The organism is Nonomuraea recticatena, from assembly GCF_039533245.1.
Taxonomy (GTDB): domain Bacteria; phylum Actinomycetota; class Actinomycetes; order Streptosporangiales; family Streptosporangiaceae; genus Nonomuraea; species Nonomuraea roseola.
This window is the reverse complement of sequence record NZ_BAAATE010000003.1, coordinates 144405-159411: the sequence shown is the minus strand read 5'-3', so window position 1 is coordinate 159411 and position 15007 is coordinate 144405. Positions and strand designations below refer to the sequence as shown.

Here is a 15007-nt window from a genome sequence, read left to right as displayed (position 1 = left end):
CCGGCGCGCCGCCGTGACGCGCGCCGTCAGCGGGGGAAGGAGACGGCCGGAGCCCTACGCCCTTCCGACGTAGGCGCGCAGATGCCTGGCGGTCAGGGAGTCGCCGCTCTCGACGAGTTCCTCGGGCGAGCCCGAGAAGACCACCTGGCCACCGTCGTGTCCCGCTCCCGGCCCGAGGTCGATGATCCAGTCGGCGTGGGCCATCACGGCCTGGTGGTGCTCGATGACGATGACCGTGTTGCCGTCGTCGACCAGGCGGTCGAGCAGGGCCAGTAGCTGGTCGACGTCGGCCAGGTGCAGCCCGGTGGTCGGCTCGTCCAGGACGTAGGTCGTGCCGTTCCTCGCCATGTGGATGGCGAGCTTGAGCCGTTGCCGCTCGCCGCCCGAGAGCGTGGTGAGCGGCTGGCCGAGGGACAGGTAGCCGAGCCCGACCGCCGCGAGCCTGTCGAGGATCGTCCTGGCCTGGCCGCTCGGGAAGAACTCGCGCGCCTCGGCCACCGGCATGCCGAGCACCTCGCTGATGTTCTTCCCGCGCAGCAGGTACGTCAGCACCTCGGGCGTGAACCGCTTGCCCTCGCACTTCTCGCACACCGACGCCACCTCGGCCATCATGGCGAGGTCGGTGTAGATGAGGCCGATGCCCTTGCAGGTCGGGCACGCGCCCTCGGAGTTGGCGCTGAACAGGCCCGGCTTCACGCCGTTGGCCTTGGCGAACGCCGCGCGGATCGGGTCGAGCACGCCGGTGTAGGTGGCGGGGTTGCTCCGGCGGGAGCCGCGGATCGCCGACTGGTCGGCGACGACCACGCCTTCCCTGCCCGCGACGTAGCCGTGGATCAGGGAGCTCTTTCCCGAACCCGCCACACCCGTGACGACGGTGAGCACGCCGAGGGGGATGTCGACGCTCACGTTCCGCAGGTTGTGCAGGGTGGCGCCGGTGATCGGCAGGTACCCGCTGGGCTTGCGCACCTTGTCGCGCAGCGTCACGCGGTGGTCGAGGTAGCGGCCCGTCAGCGTGTCCGAGGCGCGCAGGCCGTCCAGGTCGCCGCTGTAGCAGATGCTGCCGCCTGCCGTACCGGCTCCCGGGCCGAGGTCGACCACATGGTCGGCGATCGAGATCGTCTCCGGCTTGTGCTCGACGACGAGCACGGTGTTGCCCTTGTCGCGCAGGCGCAGCAGCAGGTCGTTCATCCGCTGGATGTCATGCGGGTGCAGCCCCGCGGTGGGCTCGTCGAAGACGTAGGTGACGTCGGTCAGGCTGGAGCCGAGGTGCCTGACCATCCTCACCCGCTGAGCCTCGCCGCCCGAAAGCGTGGAGGACTCCCTGTCCAGGCTCAGGTAGCCGAGTCCGATCTCGACAAGGGAGTCGAGGGTGTCGCCCAACGTCTCCAGCATCGGCCCGACGGACGGGTTGTCGATGCCCTTGACGAACGCGGCCAGATCGTTGATCTGCATGGCGGAGCACTGCGTGATGCTGAGGCCGTCGATCAGGCAGGATCTGGCGGCCTCGTTGAGCCTGGAGCCGCCGCAGGAGGGGCAGCCGGTGAGCATGACCGCCCGGTCGGCGAACGCCCGGGCCTGCGCCTGCATCGACTCGCGGTCCTTGGCGAGGTAGAGCCGCCTGACCTTGGTGACGAGCCCCTCGTAGGTGAGGTTGTTCGAGCCGACCTTGATCTTGGTGGCGGGCTTGTGGAGGAAGTCCTCCCACTGCTCGGCGGTGTAGTCCTTCAGCTTCACGGCGGGGTCGAACAGGCCCGAGTGCGCCATCAGCTGCCAGTACCAGGTGTCGACCGCGAACCCCGGCACCTTGATCGCCCCGTCGTTCAGCGAGAGCTCCCTGTCGACCAGCTGGTCGACGTCGATGTCGGAGACCTTGCCGAGCCCCTCGCACTCGGGGCACATGCCCTCCGCCCTGTTGAAGCTGAAGGCGAAGGGCGGGCCGACGTAGGGGCTGCCGATCCGGCTGAACATGATCCGCAACATGGTGTGCGCGTCGGTGGCGGTGCCCACGGTGGAGCGCGCGTTGACGCCCATCCGCTCCTGGTCGACGATGATCGCCGCGCTCAGGTTGCGCAGCGCGTCGACGTCGGGACGGCTGAGGCTCGGCATGAAGCCCTGGATGAACGCCGTGTAGGTCTCGTTGATCAGCCGCCGTGACTCGGCGGCGATCGTGTCGAAGACGAGTGAGGACTTGCCCGAACCCGACACCCCCGTGAAGACGGTGAGCCGCCGCTTGGGGATGTCGAGGGAGACCCCTGTCAGATTGTTCTCCCTCGCGCCTCGCACCTCGATCACGTCGTGGCCGTCGGCGGCGCGATGCAGGACTTCGCTGGTCTGGTCGATGGAGACCACGGATCCCTTTCCCTGAGTGTGTTGGGCGGTGACAGGTTCTACCGCCCGATGACTCTCTTCTCCTCGTGACATCTGGCGCACGGATGCGCCAGGTCTGTTGCCGTCATCCACACCTTCAATTTTCTCATTGAACCGTCCTGTTGAGACTTTGCGCCAAGGACGAGGGAAGTCTCCTGCGGAGGAGAGCGCTAACCTTCAACCAGGCCATGAACCCGCCGGAGAAGGGAGCACATGCGTGGACCGCGCGCTTCGCCCCGTCGACCTGGCCCGTATGGCGGGCGTCTCCACCCAGCAGATCCGCAACTACGCCGACTGCGGCATCCTGCCTCCCGCGCCGCGCACACCTGCCGGCTATCGCAGGTTCGACGGCGCGCACCGCCGCGCGCTTTTCACCTACCGCGTCCTCTCGAGGGGATACGGGTGGGAGGCCGCGCGCTCCGTCATGCAGGCCGTCCACGCGGGGGACGTGGGCCTCGCGCTCAGCCTGGTGGATGCCGCTCATGCCGCGCTCCATGACGAACGGCGCTCCCTGCGCGCGGCCGGCGAAGCGCTCGAAGCGGTGGCGCAGCAGGATGTCGACGGCTCCGTGGCGCGGTCGTCAGGCATGCGCATCGGGGAGGTGGCCGCCCACCTCGGGGTGCGCACCTCGGCGCTGAGGGTGTGGGAGTCAGCGGGGCTGCTGACGCCTCGGCGCGCGCCCGGCACCGGATATCGCACCTTCAGCTCGGCCGACGTCCGCGACGCACGAATGATCAACATGCTGCGGCAGGGCCGCTATCCCATGAGCCAGATCCGGCCCATCCTCGACGGCCTGCGCAGGACGGGCAGCAGCGAGGCGCTTCGCGCCGCCATCGCGCGGCGGCAGGCGGAGCTGACCCGGCGCTCGACGGCCATGCTGGAGGGGGCCTCCAGCCTGCATCACTACGTCACGGACAGGGAGCCGGCCGCCTGCCACGAGGACCCGCCGCCAGGATGCGGCGCGTGACACGTGGATCAGGCGGACACCGCAGCGCCCTCCGGCGGGGGTTCGCCACCCAGGCGGCCGACCACGCGCCGTGGCGACGGGCCACCGGAGTCCTGCTGGGGCGGGCGCCCGCGACGGACGGCACGCCGCGCCGGGCGGAGGTGCCGGCCGCGCCTGCCGTACGGGCAGGAGAGGGAACTCAGTCGTAGAAGCCCAGCCTGCGCAGCTGCTTCGGGTCGCGCTGCCAGTCCTTGGCCACGCTGATGCGCAGGTCGAGGTAGACGCGGGTGCCGAGCAGCGCCTCGATCTGCTTGCGGGCCCTGGTGCCCACGTCGCGCAGCCGTTCGCCCTTGTGCCCGATGACGATCGCCTTCTGCGAGGGACGCTCGACGAACATGTGCGCGTAGATGTCGAGCAGGTCGTCGCGCCCCTCGCGGGGCAGCATCTCGTCGACCACCACCGCGATCGAGTGGGGCAGCTCGTCGCGCACCCCTTCGAGCGCCGCCTCCCTGATCAGCTCGCCCACCAGCACCTGCTCGGGCTCGTCGGTCAGCTGACCGCCCTCGTAGAGCGGCGGCGACTCGGGCAGCTCCGAGATCAGCACGTCGGCCAGCGGGCCGAGGTTGTCGCCCGACTCGGAGGAGACGGGCACGATGTGGGCGAACTCCGCCAGCTGCGACAGCGCGAGCAACTGCTCGGCGATCTGCTCCTTGGAGGCCAGGTCGCACTTGGTGACCACCGCCACGACGGGCGTCTTCTTCACCGCGCCGAGCTTGTCGGCGATGAAGCGGTCACCCTTGCCGATCTTCTCGTTGGCGGGGACGCAGAACCCGATGACGTCGACCTCGGTCAGCGTGGACAGCACCAGGCTGTCGAGCCGCTCGCCCAGCAGCGTGCGGGGCCTGTGCAGGCCGGGGGTGTCGACGATGATCAGCTGCGCGTCGGGGCGGTGCACGATGCCCCTGATGGCGCGCCTGGTGGTCTGCGGCTTGGAGGAGGTGATCGCCACTTTGGTGCCGACCAGGGCGTTCATCAGCGTGGACTTGCCGACGTTGGGGCGGCCGACGAAGCAGGCGAATCCGGCGCGATGGTTACTGGTCACCTTAGAATTCTCGCCTATGCCGACCAGCGCTCTCGCCACCAGGCGAACGCCTGTGGCAGAACGCGGGGGCTCCAGGCGGGCATCGGCAGGCCGGCCAGCTCCTCCTCGGTGGCGAAACGGGCGTCGGTGATCTCCTCGCCGTCGGGGGTGAGCACCCCGCCGGCCAGCGCGCAGCCGTAGACGGCGTTGACGTAGGCGACCTGGTGGCCGTTGGGGTAGGTGGTGCGGAACTTCGGGCCGCCGAAGACCCCGATCAGGCCGCGTACCTCGATGTCGACGCCGAGCTCCTCGTGCAGCTCACGCACCACCGTGTGCTCGGGACGCTCGTCGGGGTCGATGCCGCCGCCTGGCGGCGCCCACAGCCCCTTCTCCCCCGCGTGGCGGGCCACCAGCAGCCTGCCCTCGTCGTCGAAGACGCAGCCGGTGGCCGCCGGGAGCATCAGCAGCGCGTTGCCGACCCGGCTGCGCAGGTCGGCCAGGAACGGCGACATGGGCATGTCAGCCCCTGAGGGTGCCGTCAGGACCCGCCACGAACAGCGCCTTGGCGCCCAGTTCGCGCACCACCGCCTCGTCGGCCTCGTCCGCACGCTCGCCCTCGGTGACCAGCGCCGCCGCCTCGAGCGACTGCGCGCCGCTGGAGACCGCCATGGCCACCGCCACCTGCACGGCCGACAGGCTCAGGGAGGAGAGCTCGACGCTGGTCGCGGAGTAGGTGCGGCCCGTCTCGTCGCGCACCGCCGCGCCCTCCCGCGCGCCGTTACGGGCCCTGGCCGCGCGTGCCAGCGTAATGATCTTGGAGTCTTCGGGATCGAGAGTCACGAACCAAGGTTAGCGAGCCATGCCGGCGAAGGCCCTGGCGAGCTCCACCGTGCGCCTGACGTCGACCGTGCCGAGACCCGTGTGCACCAGCGAGAGCAGCCTGTCGCCCTGGCGGACCAGCACGAGGTCGAGCGCGTAGGGATAGCCGTTCAGCCGTCCGCGCAGCTGCCTGCTCACCGCCTCGTCCCCCAGCGCGGGCAGCGTGAGCTCGGAGAGCCTGAGCCGCGTTCCCCCCGTGGGGTCGGCCCCGCGCAGCACGGGGCAGCCGTCCATGGCCCTGCCCATGTCCTCGAGGTGCTCCTCCGCCTCGCCTCCTGCGTAGACGGCCATGCCCACCGCGGCAAGCTCGCCGAGCACGTCGCCCTGGAAGCTCACCGCCGCGTTGCCCTCCAGCGCCCGCGGAGGCGGATGGCCCATGGCGGCGTCGAGCACCGCCCTACAGTCACTGCTCGCCTTCGCCAGCGGCGACTGCCACGCCTCGCGGGCGGGCCCTGAGAAGCCGTCGGGCAGGAGGCGCTCCTGGCTCAGGAGCGCCTTCAGCTCGAGGCTCTGCCGGCGCGCCTCCGCGTCGGAGACCGCCCCCTGGCCACCGCATCCCGTCAGCCCCGCCGCGAGCAGCCCGCAGGCCACGGCCATGCCGACGATCCCCGCTCTACCGGTCAGCGCCATGATCTCCCCCGATGATCGCTCACGCCGACGGCATTCCTGCCCCGTCCACGAAAACGGCAATCCACCGGAGTCACCAAAAAGGTGCTCATCAGGCGGCCCAAGGGGCTTAATGCCCCATTCATCAGTTAAGGGTGCTCTCACCCGGTCGAACCGGGCGAGAGCACCCTTCACGAAATGCAACGCCTGGCCGCGGCTAGCAGGCCGGGCGTCGCGTTCCCCCCGGAGCTCCCTCACGCCGCGAACCCCTTCCGGCGCTACGGTCGCTCCCTCCGACACCCACCGCACAGGGTGTCGAGAAACATGGTGGATCGGCGGCCTTGCAAGTCACTTGTAGAACGCTTGCGCCTTTCGCGGAGACTGTCGGCACCTAGGATGACATGGGAAGTTTTGCCGCGAGCGGGTCATTCCTGCTCCGCCGCCGCGGAGACGCTCTCCTCCTCGGGGGGAGCCACCCTGCGCACCACCACCGTGCTGATGCGGTTGCGCCGGCCGGCCAGGCTCTCGGCCGTCAGCCGCAGCCCCGCGACCACCGCCTGCGACCCCGCTATCGGCACCCTGCCCAGCGCGTGGGCCAGCAGGCCGCCCACCGTCTCGACGTCGTCGACCTCGATCTCGGCGTCGAACAGCTCGGCCAGCTCGTCCACCGGCATCCTGGCCGTCACCCGCATCGCCCCGTCGGGCTGGGCCTCGACCCTGGGAGCCTCCTGGTCGTACTCGTCGGTGATCTCGCCGACGATCTCCTCGAGGATGTCCTCGATGGTGACCAGGCCCGCCGTGCCGCCGTACTCGTCGATCACTATCGCCAGGTGGATCTGGCGCGCCTGCATCTCGCGAAGCAGCTGGTCGATCGGCTTGCTCTCCGGCACGTAGGTGGCCGGGCGCATGATCGACTCGATCTTCGCCTCCGCGTCGTCGGACGACTCCTGCACCCTGCGCGCGATGTCCTTGAGATAGGCGATGCCGATGACGTCGTCCTCGTTCTCGCCGACCACGGGCACCCGGGAGAAACCGCTGCGCAGCGCCAGGGACATCGCCTGGTTGAGCGTCTTGCCGCGCTCGATGAAGACCATGTCCGTACGGGGGACCATGACCTCGCGCACCAGCGTGTCGCCCAGCTCGAAGACCGAGTGGATCATCTCGCGCTCGTCAGGCTCGATCACCCTGCGCTCCTCGGCCAGGTCGACCAGGTCACGCAGCTCGGCCTCGGAGGTGAAGGGGCCGTCGCGGAAGCCCTTGCCGGGCGTCAGCGCGTTGCCGAGCAGGATGAGCAGCTTGGGGAGCGGGCCGAAGATCCTGGTCAGGCCGTAGACGATGGGGGCGCTGGCCAGCGCGATGGGCTCGGCGTGCTGGCGGCCGAGGGTGCGTGGAGAGACGCCGACGATCACGTAGCTGACCACGATCATGACGGCCGCCGCCGCGGCGTAGGCCCAGCCCTGGTCGCCGAGCAGGTCGATGAAGAGCAGCGTGGCGATCACCGTGGCGACCAGCTCGCAGCTCAGCCTGAGCAGCAACAGCAGATTGAGGTAGCGGGGCGGGTCGGCCACGATGGCCTGGAGTCGCTCGGCTCCCCTGCGCCCCTCACGGACGAATTCCTCGGCGCGCACCCGGGATATGCGGGACAGGGCCGTCTCCGCACTGGCGACCACTCCACCGATCACCACGAGCACGACGGCCGAAGGCAGCCACGCGTTCACCGCTGGGTGCGCACCTCCTGCCACGACTCCAGGAGCTTGGCCTGCAGGCCGAACATCTCCTTGTGCTCCTCCGGCTCGGCGTGGTCGTAGCCGAGCAGGTGGAGTATGCCGTGGGTGAGAAGCAGGTCGAGCTCGTCCTCGGTGCTGTGACCCGCGGTCTCGGCCTGCTTGGCCGCCACCTGCGGGCACAGCACCACGTCGCCGAGGAGCGCGGGGTCGGTGGCGCCGTCGCCGTCGCCCCGTGCGCCGCCGCCTGGACGCAGCTCGTCCATGGGGAAGGACAGCACGTCGGTCGGTCCTGGCTCGCCCATCCACTTCTCGTGGAGGTCGGCCATGACCGTCTCGTCGACCACGAGGATCGACAGCTCGGCGAGCGGGTTGATGCCCATCTCGCCGAGGACGTGGCCCGCGAGGCCGGCGAACGACCGCTCGTCGACCTCCACCCCTGACTCGTTGTTCACCTCGATGCTCATGCGACCTCCTTCGCCGGCCGCACGAGCATCGGACGGCTGGGTTGCCCGCTCATGGCCGCTTCCCTCGTCGCTGCTGGTGGATCTGCTTCGGCTCCTGGAGGGCGTCGTAGCGCCCGTAGGCGTCGACGATGTCGCTGACCAGCTTGTGTCGCACCACGTCGGCGCTGCTGAGACGCGCGAAGTGGATGTCGGAGATGCCTTCGAGGATCTCCTGCACCACCCGCAGGCCGCTGACCGTGCCGCTGGGCAGGTCGACCTGCGTGACGTCGCCGGTCACGACGATCTTGGAGTTGAAGCCCAGGCGCGTGAGGAACATCTTCATCTGCTCGGCTGAGGAGTTCTGCGCCTCGTCGAGGATGATGAACGCGTCGTTGAGCGTGCGTCCGCGCATGTACGCCAGCGGCGCGACCTCGATCGTGCCCGCGGCCATCAGCTTGGGGATGGACTCGGGGTCGATCATGTCGTGCAGCGCGTCGTAGAGCGGGCGCAGGTAGGGGTCGATCTTCTCGTAGAGCGTGCCGGGCAGGAAGCCGAGCCGCTCTCCCGCCTCGACGGCGGGCCTGGTCAGGATGATCCGGTTGACCTTCTTCTCCTGAAGCGCCCGCACGGCCTTGGCCATCGCGAGATAGGTCTTGCCGGTGCCGGCGGGGCCGATGCCGAACACGATCGTGTGCTTGTCGATCGCGTCGACGTAGCGCTTCTGGTTGACGGTCTTGGGCCGGATGGTGCGCCCGCGCGAGGAGAGGATGTCGAGGGACAACACCTCTGCGGGGCGCTCGGAGGTCATCTTCAGCATGGCGATGCTGCGCTCGACGGCGTCGGCGGTCAGCTCGCCGCCGTTGCGCAACACCTCCACCAGCTCCTCGAACAGGCGCACGACGGCGCTGCTCTCGTCTGGGCTGCCGGTGACGGTGATCTCGTTGCCACGGACGTGGATGTCGGCACGGAAGGCACCCTCGATGACGCGCAGAAGCTCGTCGCGAGAGCCCAGGAGGCTGACCATCGGGTATTCGTCCGGAATCAGCACCTTCGCCTGAGTGCGCGTGGGCGGTGCCGTTCTGCGGGATTCGTTTAGCTCGGACATGGGCAGGCCTGACGGCCTGATGCCTCCCGGTCTCGGTCGGGTGTTCTCACTTCATGGTAGCCGGGCACACCCGCCTGACTCGCGTCAATATCAGCCGGGCGGCCAGGTGAGGTTGCGCCCACCGAGAACATGCGCGTGAACATGGAAGACGGTCTGTCCCGCGCCGGGCCCCGTGTTGAAGACCACGCGGTAGCCGGAGTCGGTCACGCCCTCCTGCAGGGCCACCGCGTGGGCGGCCTTGAGCACGTCGTCGGCGAGGCCGTCGTCGGCCTCGGCGAGCGCGGCCGCGTCGGCGTGGTGCTCCTTCGGGATCACCAGCACGTGCGTGGGAGCCTGCGGGTCGATGTCGCGGAAGGCCAGCACCCTGCCGGTCTCGTAGACGACCTCGGCGGGGATCTCCTTGGCGACGATCTTGCAGAAGAGACAGTCGGTCACGTGAGCACCCTACCGGCACCCGTCCTCCGCGCCAGGTCTGCCGCCGACCGCGTCGGGCAGCGCGCCGGCCAGCGCTCTCTCGACCGCGTCCGCGAAGTCGGCCCCGCTGGTGTGGTCGTCGTCCATGACGGCCCGCACGCACTCCCTCAACGTCTCGCTGAACTGCGCGTAGTGGACCAGCGAGGGCCGCTTCGCCGAGCCGAGCGCAAGGTGGACGGCGCCGAGCAGGCGCGCGAGCTGCGTCCGCGTCGCCGACGGGGGCGCGGGGCCGTCCTCGCGCTGCATCTGGCACGGGTCGACGCGCTCGTAGGCGGCCTCGACCACAGGGGCGTAGCCGCCGCAGGAGAACAGCTGCCGCTGGTTGTCGGCGCGCGTGAGGTAGTCGACGAACGCCCTCGACTCGGTGGCAAGCCCCGACCTGGAGGCGATCGCCAGGTTGGAGCCGCCGAGCACGCCCCCGCCGGGCAGCGGTGACACCTCGGCCTTCACCCCCGCCTCGACGAGGCGCAGGTAGGCGTAGGGCCAGTGGCGCAGGTAGCGGGCCCGTCCCGTGACGAACTCGGTCAGGCTCTCGCGCTCCCTGAACGGGCCCTCAGCGATCTTCTGGGTCTCGCGGGCGTGCCACCACGCCGCCAGCCCCTCCTTGGCCCGAGCGCCCATGACCACGCGCTCGCCCTCCATCATTCCGCCCGTCACCTCCAGCAGGCTCACCGTGCCGCCCTCGTAGTCGTCGTTCTGGGTGACGAAGCCCTGCAGGCCCGCGCTGTCGTACAGGTCGCGCCAGGTGAGGGGCGCGGGCGCGCCCTCGCGCCTGAAGAGCAGGCCGACGTCGGTGGCGAACGGCAGCGCGTACTGCCTGCCCCTCCACTGCCCCGTCGCCAGTGCCGCGGGGACGAACCGGTCGCTCGGCACGTCCTCGACGGGTTCCAGCAGCCCCGCGGCGGCGAACTCGGCGGTCCAGGCGGAGTCGAGGATCACCACGTCGTAACGAGGGCAGCCGTCGCCCTGGAGCGCGGCGAGCATCTCGTTGCGCTTGACGTCGGCGACGGGGGACAGCTCGACGACGTCGACGTCCTTGTCGGTGGGCGCGTTGGTGCTGTTCCAGCTGGTGAACAGCCTGCGGCGGTAGCCGTTGACGGAGACGTCGCTGCCGGTGGCGACCTGGATCCTGTCCCTTCGCCTGCACTCGGGCGGGGCCTTGCCCTGCTGCGGCAGCGTCGCCAGAGGCGCGGCGAGACCGAGGATCGCCCCCACGCAAAGCGCCGTCCTGTGCCGCCGCAGCACGCCGCCCAGCCGCCCCGCCACGCTCGCCATGTCACGCCCTCCAGAGTTCGTCGAGGAACCTGTCCGCGGCCATGACCGGGTCCTCGTTCACCCAGACGCAGCCGGTCCGCCCGCCCTCGAGCAGCGGCGCGAGGGCGGGCAGCGCGCAGTCGTCCGCCCCGACCAGGACGATCTCGACCCGCAGGTCCGGCAGGTCGATCTTCCCCGCGGGCAGTCTGGTTCCGTCGGTGAGGATCACCACGACCTTGTTGCGCCAGGTGCCCGCCGCCCCGGCCGCCTCGCGCGCCACGCGATCGAGCGGCACGTCGCCGCGCGACAGCGGCAGGTTCCGCAGCGACAGCGCCGCCGCCTCGGGGGTGTCGGCCGTCTGCGGCGTCGGGGGCGCCCGCACAGCCCCCTGCGAGAAGAGCCTGAGCCGGACCGCGTCGGTGTCGCCGTGCAGGCGGCCGAGCAGCGCCGTGCCGAACTGCTGGGCCCTGCGTAGTGGGCTGACGCCGTCCAGCAGGGCGTTGTCCATGGTCAGCGAGGTGTCGACGGCCACGACCGCGCCCGTCTGCGGGTGGGCCATGAGCAGCCTGTCGAGCATGGCGGCGTACGTGGCTCGCCCCGCGGGCGCCACGTCGGCGTTGGTGTCGGCCAGCGACAGCCCGGGGAATGCGCCCTTCCCTTCGGTGTCCCTGAACCCGTTGCCGGGCGCCCACTCCTGCTCCAGCCAGTCCTTGTACCTGGCCACCCAGGCGCTCCGATCGGCGCTGTGGTCGGGCCACTTGACCGAGATCACGCTGTACTCCAGGCGCGGGGCCCCTTCCAGCCCGTACGGCACGGCCGCCTGCCCGCCCTGCTGGCCGGCGCAGCCGCCGAAACGCTCGCCCCTGCTGAAGGCGGCGAAGAGGTACTCGGGGACCAGCACGGGACGCGTCTCGATCTCGAGCCGCGCGCCGAGCCTGCACAGCAGCGAGGCCGCGTCGCGCCCCGCGGGCTCGGGCAGCGTGAGCCGCCGCTCGGTGGCCACGTCCGCGGCCGTGGCGTCCTCCTGGTAGAGGGCGAGGCTCCCGGCAAGAGCGCTCTCCGACAGGTCGGCCCTCGGACGCAGCAGCTGCGCGGCCTTGGCGACCTCCGCCGAGACGCGCGTCTCCCCGTCGGGGAAGGCGGTCATCGCCTGCGGCGGGACGGCGATCACCAGCCCTGAGGTGGCGAAGGCCCCGAGGTCGTCGAGCACCACCTTCGAGGCGACGTTCGCCACCCGCTCCTCGGCCAGCCGCACCGAGGCGGAGGTGGCGGCGATCCAGGCGTCGGGTCGCGGCCCCATCAGCTCCAGGTAGCCGGGGGCGTGGGGCACGGCCCACTCCCTGGCGAACCCGGCGTAGAAGTCCTTCAGCGGCGGCATCGCGTCGGTGCTGATCCTGATGGGCGAGCAGCCCGACTCGTCGGCGACGTCGCGGGCGAACTCCCTGCCCGCCCTGTCGAACAGCTCGACGCCCTCGGGCGCGGTGACGACCCTGATCTGCAGCACGGGCGGGCAGATGCGGCCCGTTCCCCGCAGGGAGCCGTCGGCGACCAGCGGCACGGAGGCAGCCGACAGCGCCAGCACACTGGCCAGGAGGCCCGCAAGGCACGCGGCGCCGCTGACGGCCACACCGCCCACCCACGCGAGAAGCTCCCGCGCGGCCTCACGGGGCTTTTTGAGCGCCCGCATCGCCTTTTTCCTGACCATCCATAAAGCCGTCAAGAGAGCGCACGCAAGGAGTGCGGCACCCCAGAGAGGCCGGTCGGCGACAAAGGTGGCCAATGCCACTAGTGCGGTTATAAGGGCGGTTATTTCCGGAATGCGGCCATACGGCTTGTTCGCCTGACCACTACTGGTGCCAGAAGGTGCTCGTGGGTTCTCCTCTGCCATGACCTCGCCCGCAGATCGCCCGTCAGAGTAGTCCGCGCATTCTATGAACCGCGCTCGGCTCTCACCAGCAGAACGAGTGACTGGTGAGAAACGTGCCGGCGGTCCGTTGCCAATCGGTAATCCCTCATACCGTGCGCGCAAAGATCCGCGCGGTTAGGGTGTGTGTGCGACAATCCACCGGAAACTAAGACGATTCAGGGTCGGGCGAGGCCACCTGGCGAGGACACGACTGGGTCATGCCCCCTAAGGAACCGCAAGAGCGTAAACCCTCCGGGAAGGCTGAGCGTCCCACTGATGTGACCACCGAAACCCTTCTGGCCGACAGGTCGTTGGGGGCGGTGCCGGTCGGGTGGGATGCCGACATGGCCGTGACTGCGCTCTACAGCGCGCACTTTCGGTCATTAGTGCGTCTCGCTGTGTTGCTTGTGCGCGACATAGCAACAGCGGAGGAAGTCGTGCAGGATGCGTTCGTCGCCATCCATGGCGCATGGCGCAGACTTCGCGACCCCGACAAAGCACTCGCCTACCTGCGTCAGTCTGTCGTCAACCGGTCCCGTTCCGTGCTGCGTCACCGCGCGGTCGTCGAGAAGTACGCCCCCAAGGGTCTGCCCGACGCTCCGAGCGCCGAGAACGGCGCCATCGGGGAGCTCGAGCGCTCCGCCGTCATCGAGGCGTTGCGGGCCCTGCCAGCCAGGCAGAGAGAGGCGTTGGTTCTTCGCTACTACGGGGACCTGTCCGAGGCCGAGATCGCCCATGCCATGGGCATCAGCAAGGGCGCCGTCAAGAGCCACACGGCACGTGGCATGGCCGCCCTGCGTTCCGTTCTGGAGAAGATGTCATGACCCTGCCCCCGGACGAGCACGGCGACATCCTGCGCCGAGTGCTGCGCGCGGAGGCCGACGCCGTCGTGCCGTCTCCCGAGGGTTTGGAGATCATCCGCGCCCGCATCGAAAGGCGTGGGCTACGAGGACTCTTCTGGCTGCGCGCGGGCGCGGCCGCGGGCGGCGCCATCCTCGTAGCGGGGACGATCGTGATGGTCGTCCCTGAACTTCGCCAGAGGGTGATGGACGTCCAGTTCATCGACCCCGTGGAACACACCACCAAGCTGCCGCCCGACAAGTCCGCCACCTCCAGGCCTCCCACGTCCCCGCCGCCCGCCGAGCGGTCCAGGCCCGCCGTCCCGCCGCCGATCCCGAACATCTCCCCGAGCAAGCAGACCTCACAGACGCACGCGCCGAGCAGGAAGGCGACGCCGACGCCCTCTCCGACGCCGTGCGCGTCGGAGAGCACGCAGCCTCCGGAGGAGTGCGCCGACGGCACCGCGACCCCGACCCCCACGCCCTCGGCCACACCCTCGGAGAGCGCCGACAGTCCAGGCAACCCCGACTGCGTCCCCGATCAGTGCCCGCCGGAGGACCCCGCGCCCTCACCCACCGACGTCGCCAGCCCGCTGTCGAGCCCCTGACGCGCGGTCACCAGCGTCCGGTGCGCGCCTGTACGACGGCGGCCGCCGCCACCCCCGCCGTGGAGGTCCGCAGCACGGTAGGGCCGAGCAGCGCGGGCACCGCCTTCGCCGCGGTGAACCTGTCGAGCTCGTCCGCCGCGATGCCGCCCTCAGGCCCCACGACCAGCACGATGTCGCCGCTCACCGGCAGCTCGACCGACGCGAGGCTCGCCTCGGCCTCCTCGTGCAGCACCAGCGCGAGCGCCGCGCCCGACAGCAGCTCGGCGACCTGCGCGGTGGAGTGGAGCTCCGCCACCTCGGCCGCGTGGAACCTGCGGGCCTGCTTGCCCGCCTCACGCGCGGTGGAGCGCCACCGGCCCAGCGCCTTGGCGACCTTGTCGCCCTTCCACTGGGTGATGCTCCGCGAAGCCGACCACGGGACGATGACGTCGACACCCGCCTCGGTCATCATCTCCACGGCCAGCTCGCCCCTGTCACCCTTGGGCAGCCCCTGCACGACGACCAGCCTGGGCGCGGGCGCGGGCACCTCGTAGCGGCGCAGGACCTCCACGCGCAAGGAGTCCTTGAACACCTCGCGGGCCACGCACTCGGCGACCAGCCCGGCCCCGTCGGTCAGGTCGAGCCGCTCCCCCTCACGCAGGCGACGCACCGCCGCCGCGTGCCGTCCTTCGGGGCCGCCGAGCACGAACTGCCCGAGGCCGAGGTCGGCGGCGTCCGCGAGGAACACGGGAACAGTCACACGCATCTCCCCCTGCACGGGCGATGTAACGGC

General features: G+C 70.3%; 16 protein-coding genes. 4 read left to right on the top strand and 12 right to left on the bottom strand.

Translation table 11 applies throughout. From position 1 onward, the window contains the following. Positions 1-54 precede the first annotated feature (54 nt). On the bottom strand, positions 55-2421 hold the full coding sequence (locus ABFX50_RS07050) for an ATP-binding cassette domain-containing protein (RefSeq protein ID WP_379505591.1): 2367 nt from the start codon (positions 2419-2421) through the stop codon (positions 55-57). A 163-nt stretch (positions 2422-2584) separates the two neighbouring features. Here ABFX50_RS07050 and ABFX50_RS07045 point away from each other — a divergent pair, with 163 nt between their 5' ends. Beyond that, a complete protein-coding gene (locus ABFX50_RS07045; RefSeq protein ID WP_346144310.1) occupies positions 2585-3334 on the top strand; it encodes a MerR family transcriptional regulator in 750 nt (249 codons plus the stop codon). Next, entirely contained in the window at positions 3331-3522 is a 192-nt protein-coding gene (locus ABFX50_RS07040; RefSeq protein WP_346144308.1) for a hypothetical protein, read from the top strand. Before ABFX50_RS07045 ends, ABFX50_RS07040 begins: the two co-directional genes overlap by 4 nt. On the opposite strand, the gene era is transcribed toward ABFX50_RS07040, so the two are convergent. The 10 genes from era to ABFX50_RS06990 form a co-directional block, all read right to left on the bottom strand. Beyond that, entirely contained in the window at positions 3513-4415 is a 903-nt protein-coding gene (gene era, locus ABFX50_RS07035) for a GTPase Era (RefSeq protein WP_346130536.1), read from the bottom strand. The two genes, ABFX50_RS07040 and era, sit on opposite strands and share 10 nt — an antisense overlap. A gap of 14 nt (positions 4416-4429) precedes the next feature. Beyond that, a complete protein-coding gene (locus ABFX50_RS07030) occupies positions 4430-4912 on the bottom strand; it encodes an NUDIX domain-containing protein (protein WP_346144305.1) in 483 nt (160 codons plus the stop codon). Position 4913: 1 nt separating this feature from the next. After that, on the bottom strand, positions 4914-5234 hold the full coding sequence (locus ABFX50_RS07025) for a cytidine deaminase (protein ID WP_346144303.1): 321 nt from the start codon (positions 5232-5234) through the stop codon (positions 4914-4916). A 9-nt stretch (positions 5235-5243) separates the two neighbouring features. Beyond that, positions 5244-5903 (bottom strand): hypothetical protein, encoded by a 660-nt coding sequence (locus tag ABFX50_RS07020; RefSeq protein ID WP_346144301.1) that lies wholly within the window; start codon positions 5901-5903, stop codon positions 5244-5246. Between the two features lie 401 nt (positions 5904-6304). Beyond that, positions 6305-7597: a hemolysin family protein gene (locus tag ABFX50_RS07015; protein WP_346144300.1), complete on the bottom strand. Its 1293-nt coding sequence runs from the start codon at positions 7595-7597 to the stop codon at positions 6305-6307. Further along, complete coding sequence (gene ybeY, locus ABFX50_RS07010; RefSeq protein WP_183657751.1) at positions 7594-8070, bottom strand: rRNA maturation RNase YbeY; 477 nt, start codon at positions 8068-8070, stop codon at positions 7594-7596. Before ybeY ends, ABFX50_RS07015 begins: the two co-directional genes overlap by 4 nt. 49 nt (positions 8071-8119) lie before the next feature. Further along, positions 8120-9154: a PhoH family protein gene (locus tag ABFX50_RS07005; protein WP_183657748.1), complete on the bottom strand. Its 1035-nt coding sequence runs from the start codon at positions 9152-9154 to the stop codon at positions 8120-8122. A gap of 90 nt (positions 9155-9244) precedes the next feature. Then, positions 9245-9589 carry a histidine triad nucleotide-binding protein gene (locus ABFX50_RS07000; protein WP_183657746.1) on the bottom strand — a complete coding sequence of 115 codons (345 nt, stop codon included), beginning with the start codon at positions 9587-9589 and terminating at the stop codon, positions 9245-9247. A 9-nt stretch (positions 9590-9598) separates the two neighbouring features. Then, on the bottom strand, positions 9599-10903 hold the full coding sequence (locus ABFX50_RS06995) for an extracellular solute-binding protein (protein WP_346144297.1): 1305 nt from the start codon (positions 10901-10903) through the stop codon (positions 9599-9601). A gap of 1 nt (position 10904) precedes the next feature. After that, positions 10905-12569, bottom strand: coding sequence for a vWA domain-containing protein (locus ABFX50_RS06990; RefSeq protein WP_346144295.1), 1665 nt, complete (start codon positions 12567-12569; stop codon positions 10905-10907). 563 nt (positions 12570-13132) lie between these two features. Between ABFX50_RS06990 and ABFX50_RS06985 the strand changes: the two genes are divergently transcribed. Then, entirely contained in the window at positions 13133-13612 is a 480-nt protein-coding gene (locus tag ABFX50_RS06985; RefSeq protein ID WP_183660508.1) for a SigE family RNA polymerase sigma factor, read from the top strand. Beyond that, positions 13609-14235: a hypothetical protein gene (locus ABFX50_RS06980; RefSeq protein WP_346130521.1), complete on the top strand. Its 627-nt coding sequence runs from the start codon at positions 13609-13611 to the stop codon at positions 14233-14235. The genes ABFX50_RS06985 and ABFX50_RS06980 overlap by 4 nt, the downstream gene beginning before the upstream one ends. Positions 14236-14242: 7 nt before the next feature. On the opposite strand, the gene ABFX50_RS06975 is transcribed toward ABFX50_RS06980, so the two are convergent. After that, entirely contained in the window at positions 14243-14974 is a 732-nt protein-coding gene (locus ABFX50_RS06975; protein ID WP_346144293.1) for a 16S rRNA (uracil(1498)-N(3))-methyltransferase, read from the bottom strand. Positions 14975-15007: the final 33 nt, after the last annotated feature.

Coding starts and splice junctions, on each gene's coding strand:
- ABFX50_RS07050 (WP_379505591.1), bottom strand. CDS start 2,421: ATGTCACGAGGAGAAGAGAGTCATCGGGCGGTAGAACCTGTCACCGCC.
- ABFX50_RS07030 (WP_346144305.1), bottom strand. CDS start 4,912: ATGCCCATGTCGCCGTTCCTGGCCGACCTGCGCAGCCGGGTCGGCAAC.
- ABFX50_RS07020 (WP_346144301.1), bottom strand. CDS start 5,903: ATGGCGCTGACCGGTAGAGCGGGGATCGTCGGCATGGCCGTGGCCTGC.
- ybeY (WP_183657751.1), bottom strand. CDS start 8,070: ATGAGCATCGAGGTGAACAACGAGTCAGGGGTGGAGGTCGACGAGCGG.
- ABFX50_RS07005 (WP_183657748.1), bottom strand. CDS start 9,154: ATGTCCGAGCTAAACGAATCCCGCAGAACGGCACCGCCCACGCGCACT.
- ABFX50_RS06995 (WP_346144297.1), bottom strand. CDS start 10,903: ATGGCGAGCGTGGCGGGGCGGCTGGGCGGCGTGCTGCGGCGGCACAGG.
- ABFX50_RS06990 (WP_346144295.1), bottom strand. CDS start 12,569: ATGCGGGCGCTCAAAAAGCCCCGTGAGGCCGCGCGGGAGCTTCTCGCG.
- ABFX50_RS06985 (WP_183660508.1), top strand. CDS start 13,133: ATGGCCGTGACTGCGCTCTACAGCGCGCACTTTCGGTCATTAGTGCGT.
- ABFX50_RS06980 (WP_346130521.1), top strand. CDS start 13,609: ATGACCCTGCCCCCGGACGAGCACGGCGACATCCTGCGCCGAGTGCTG.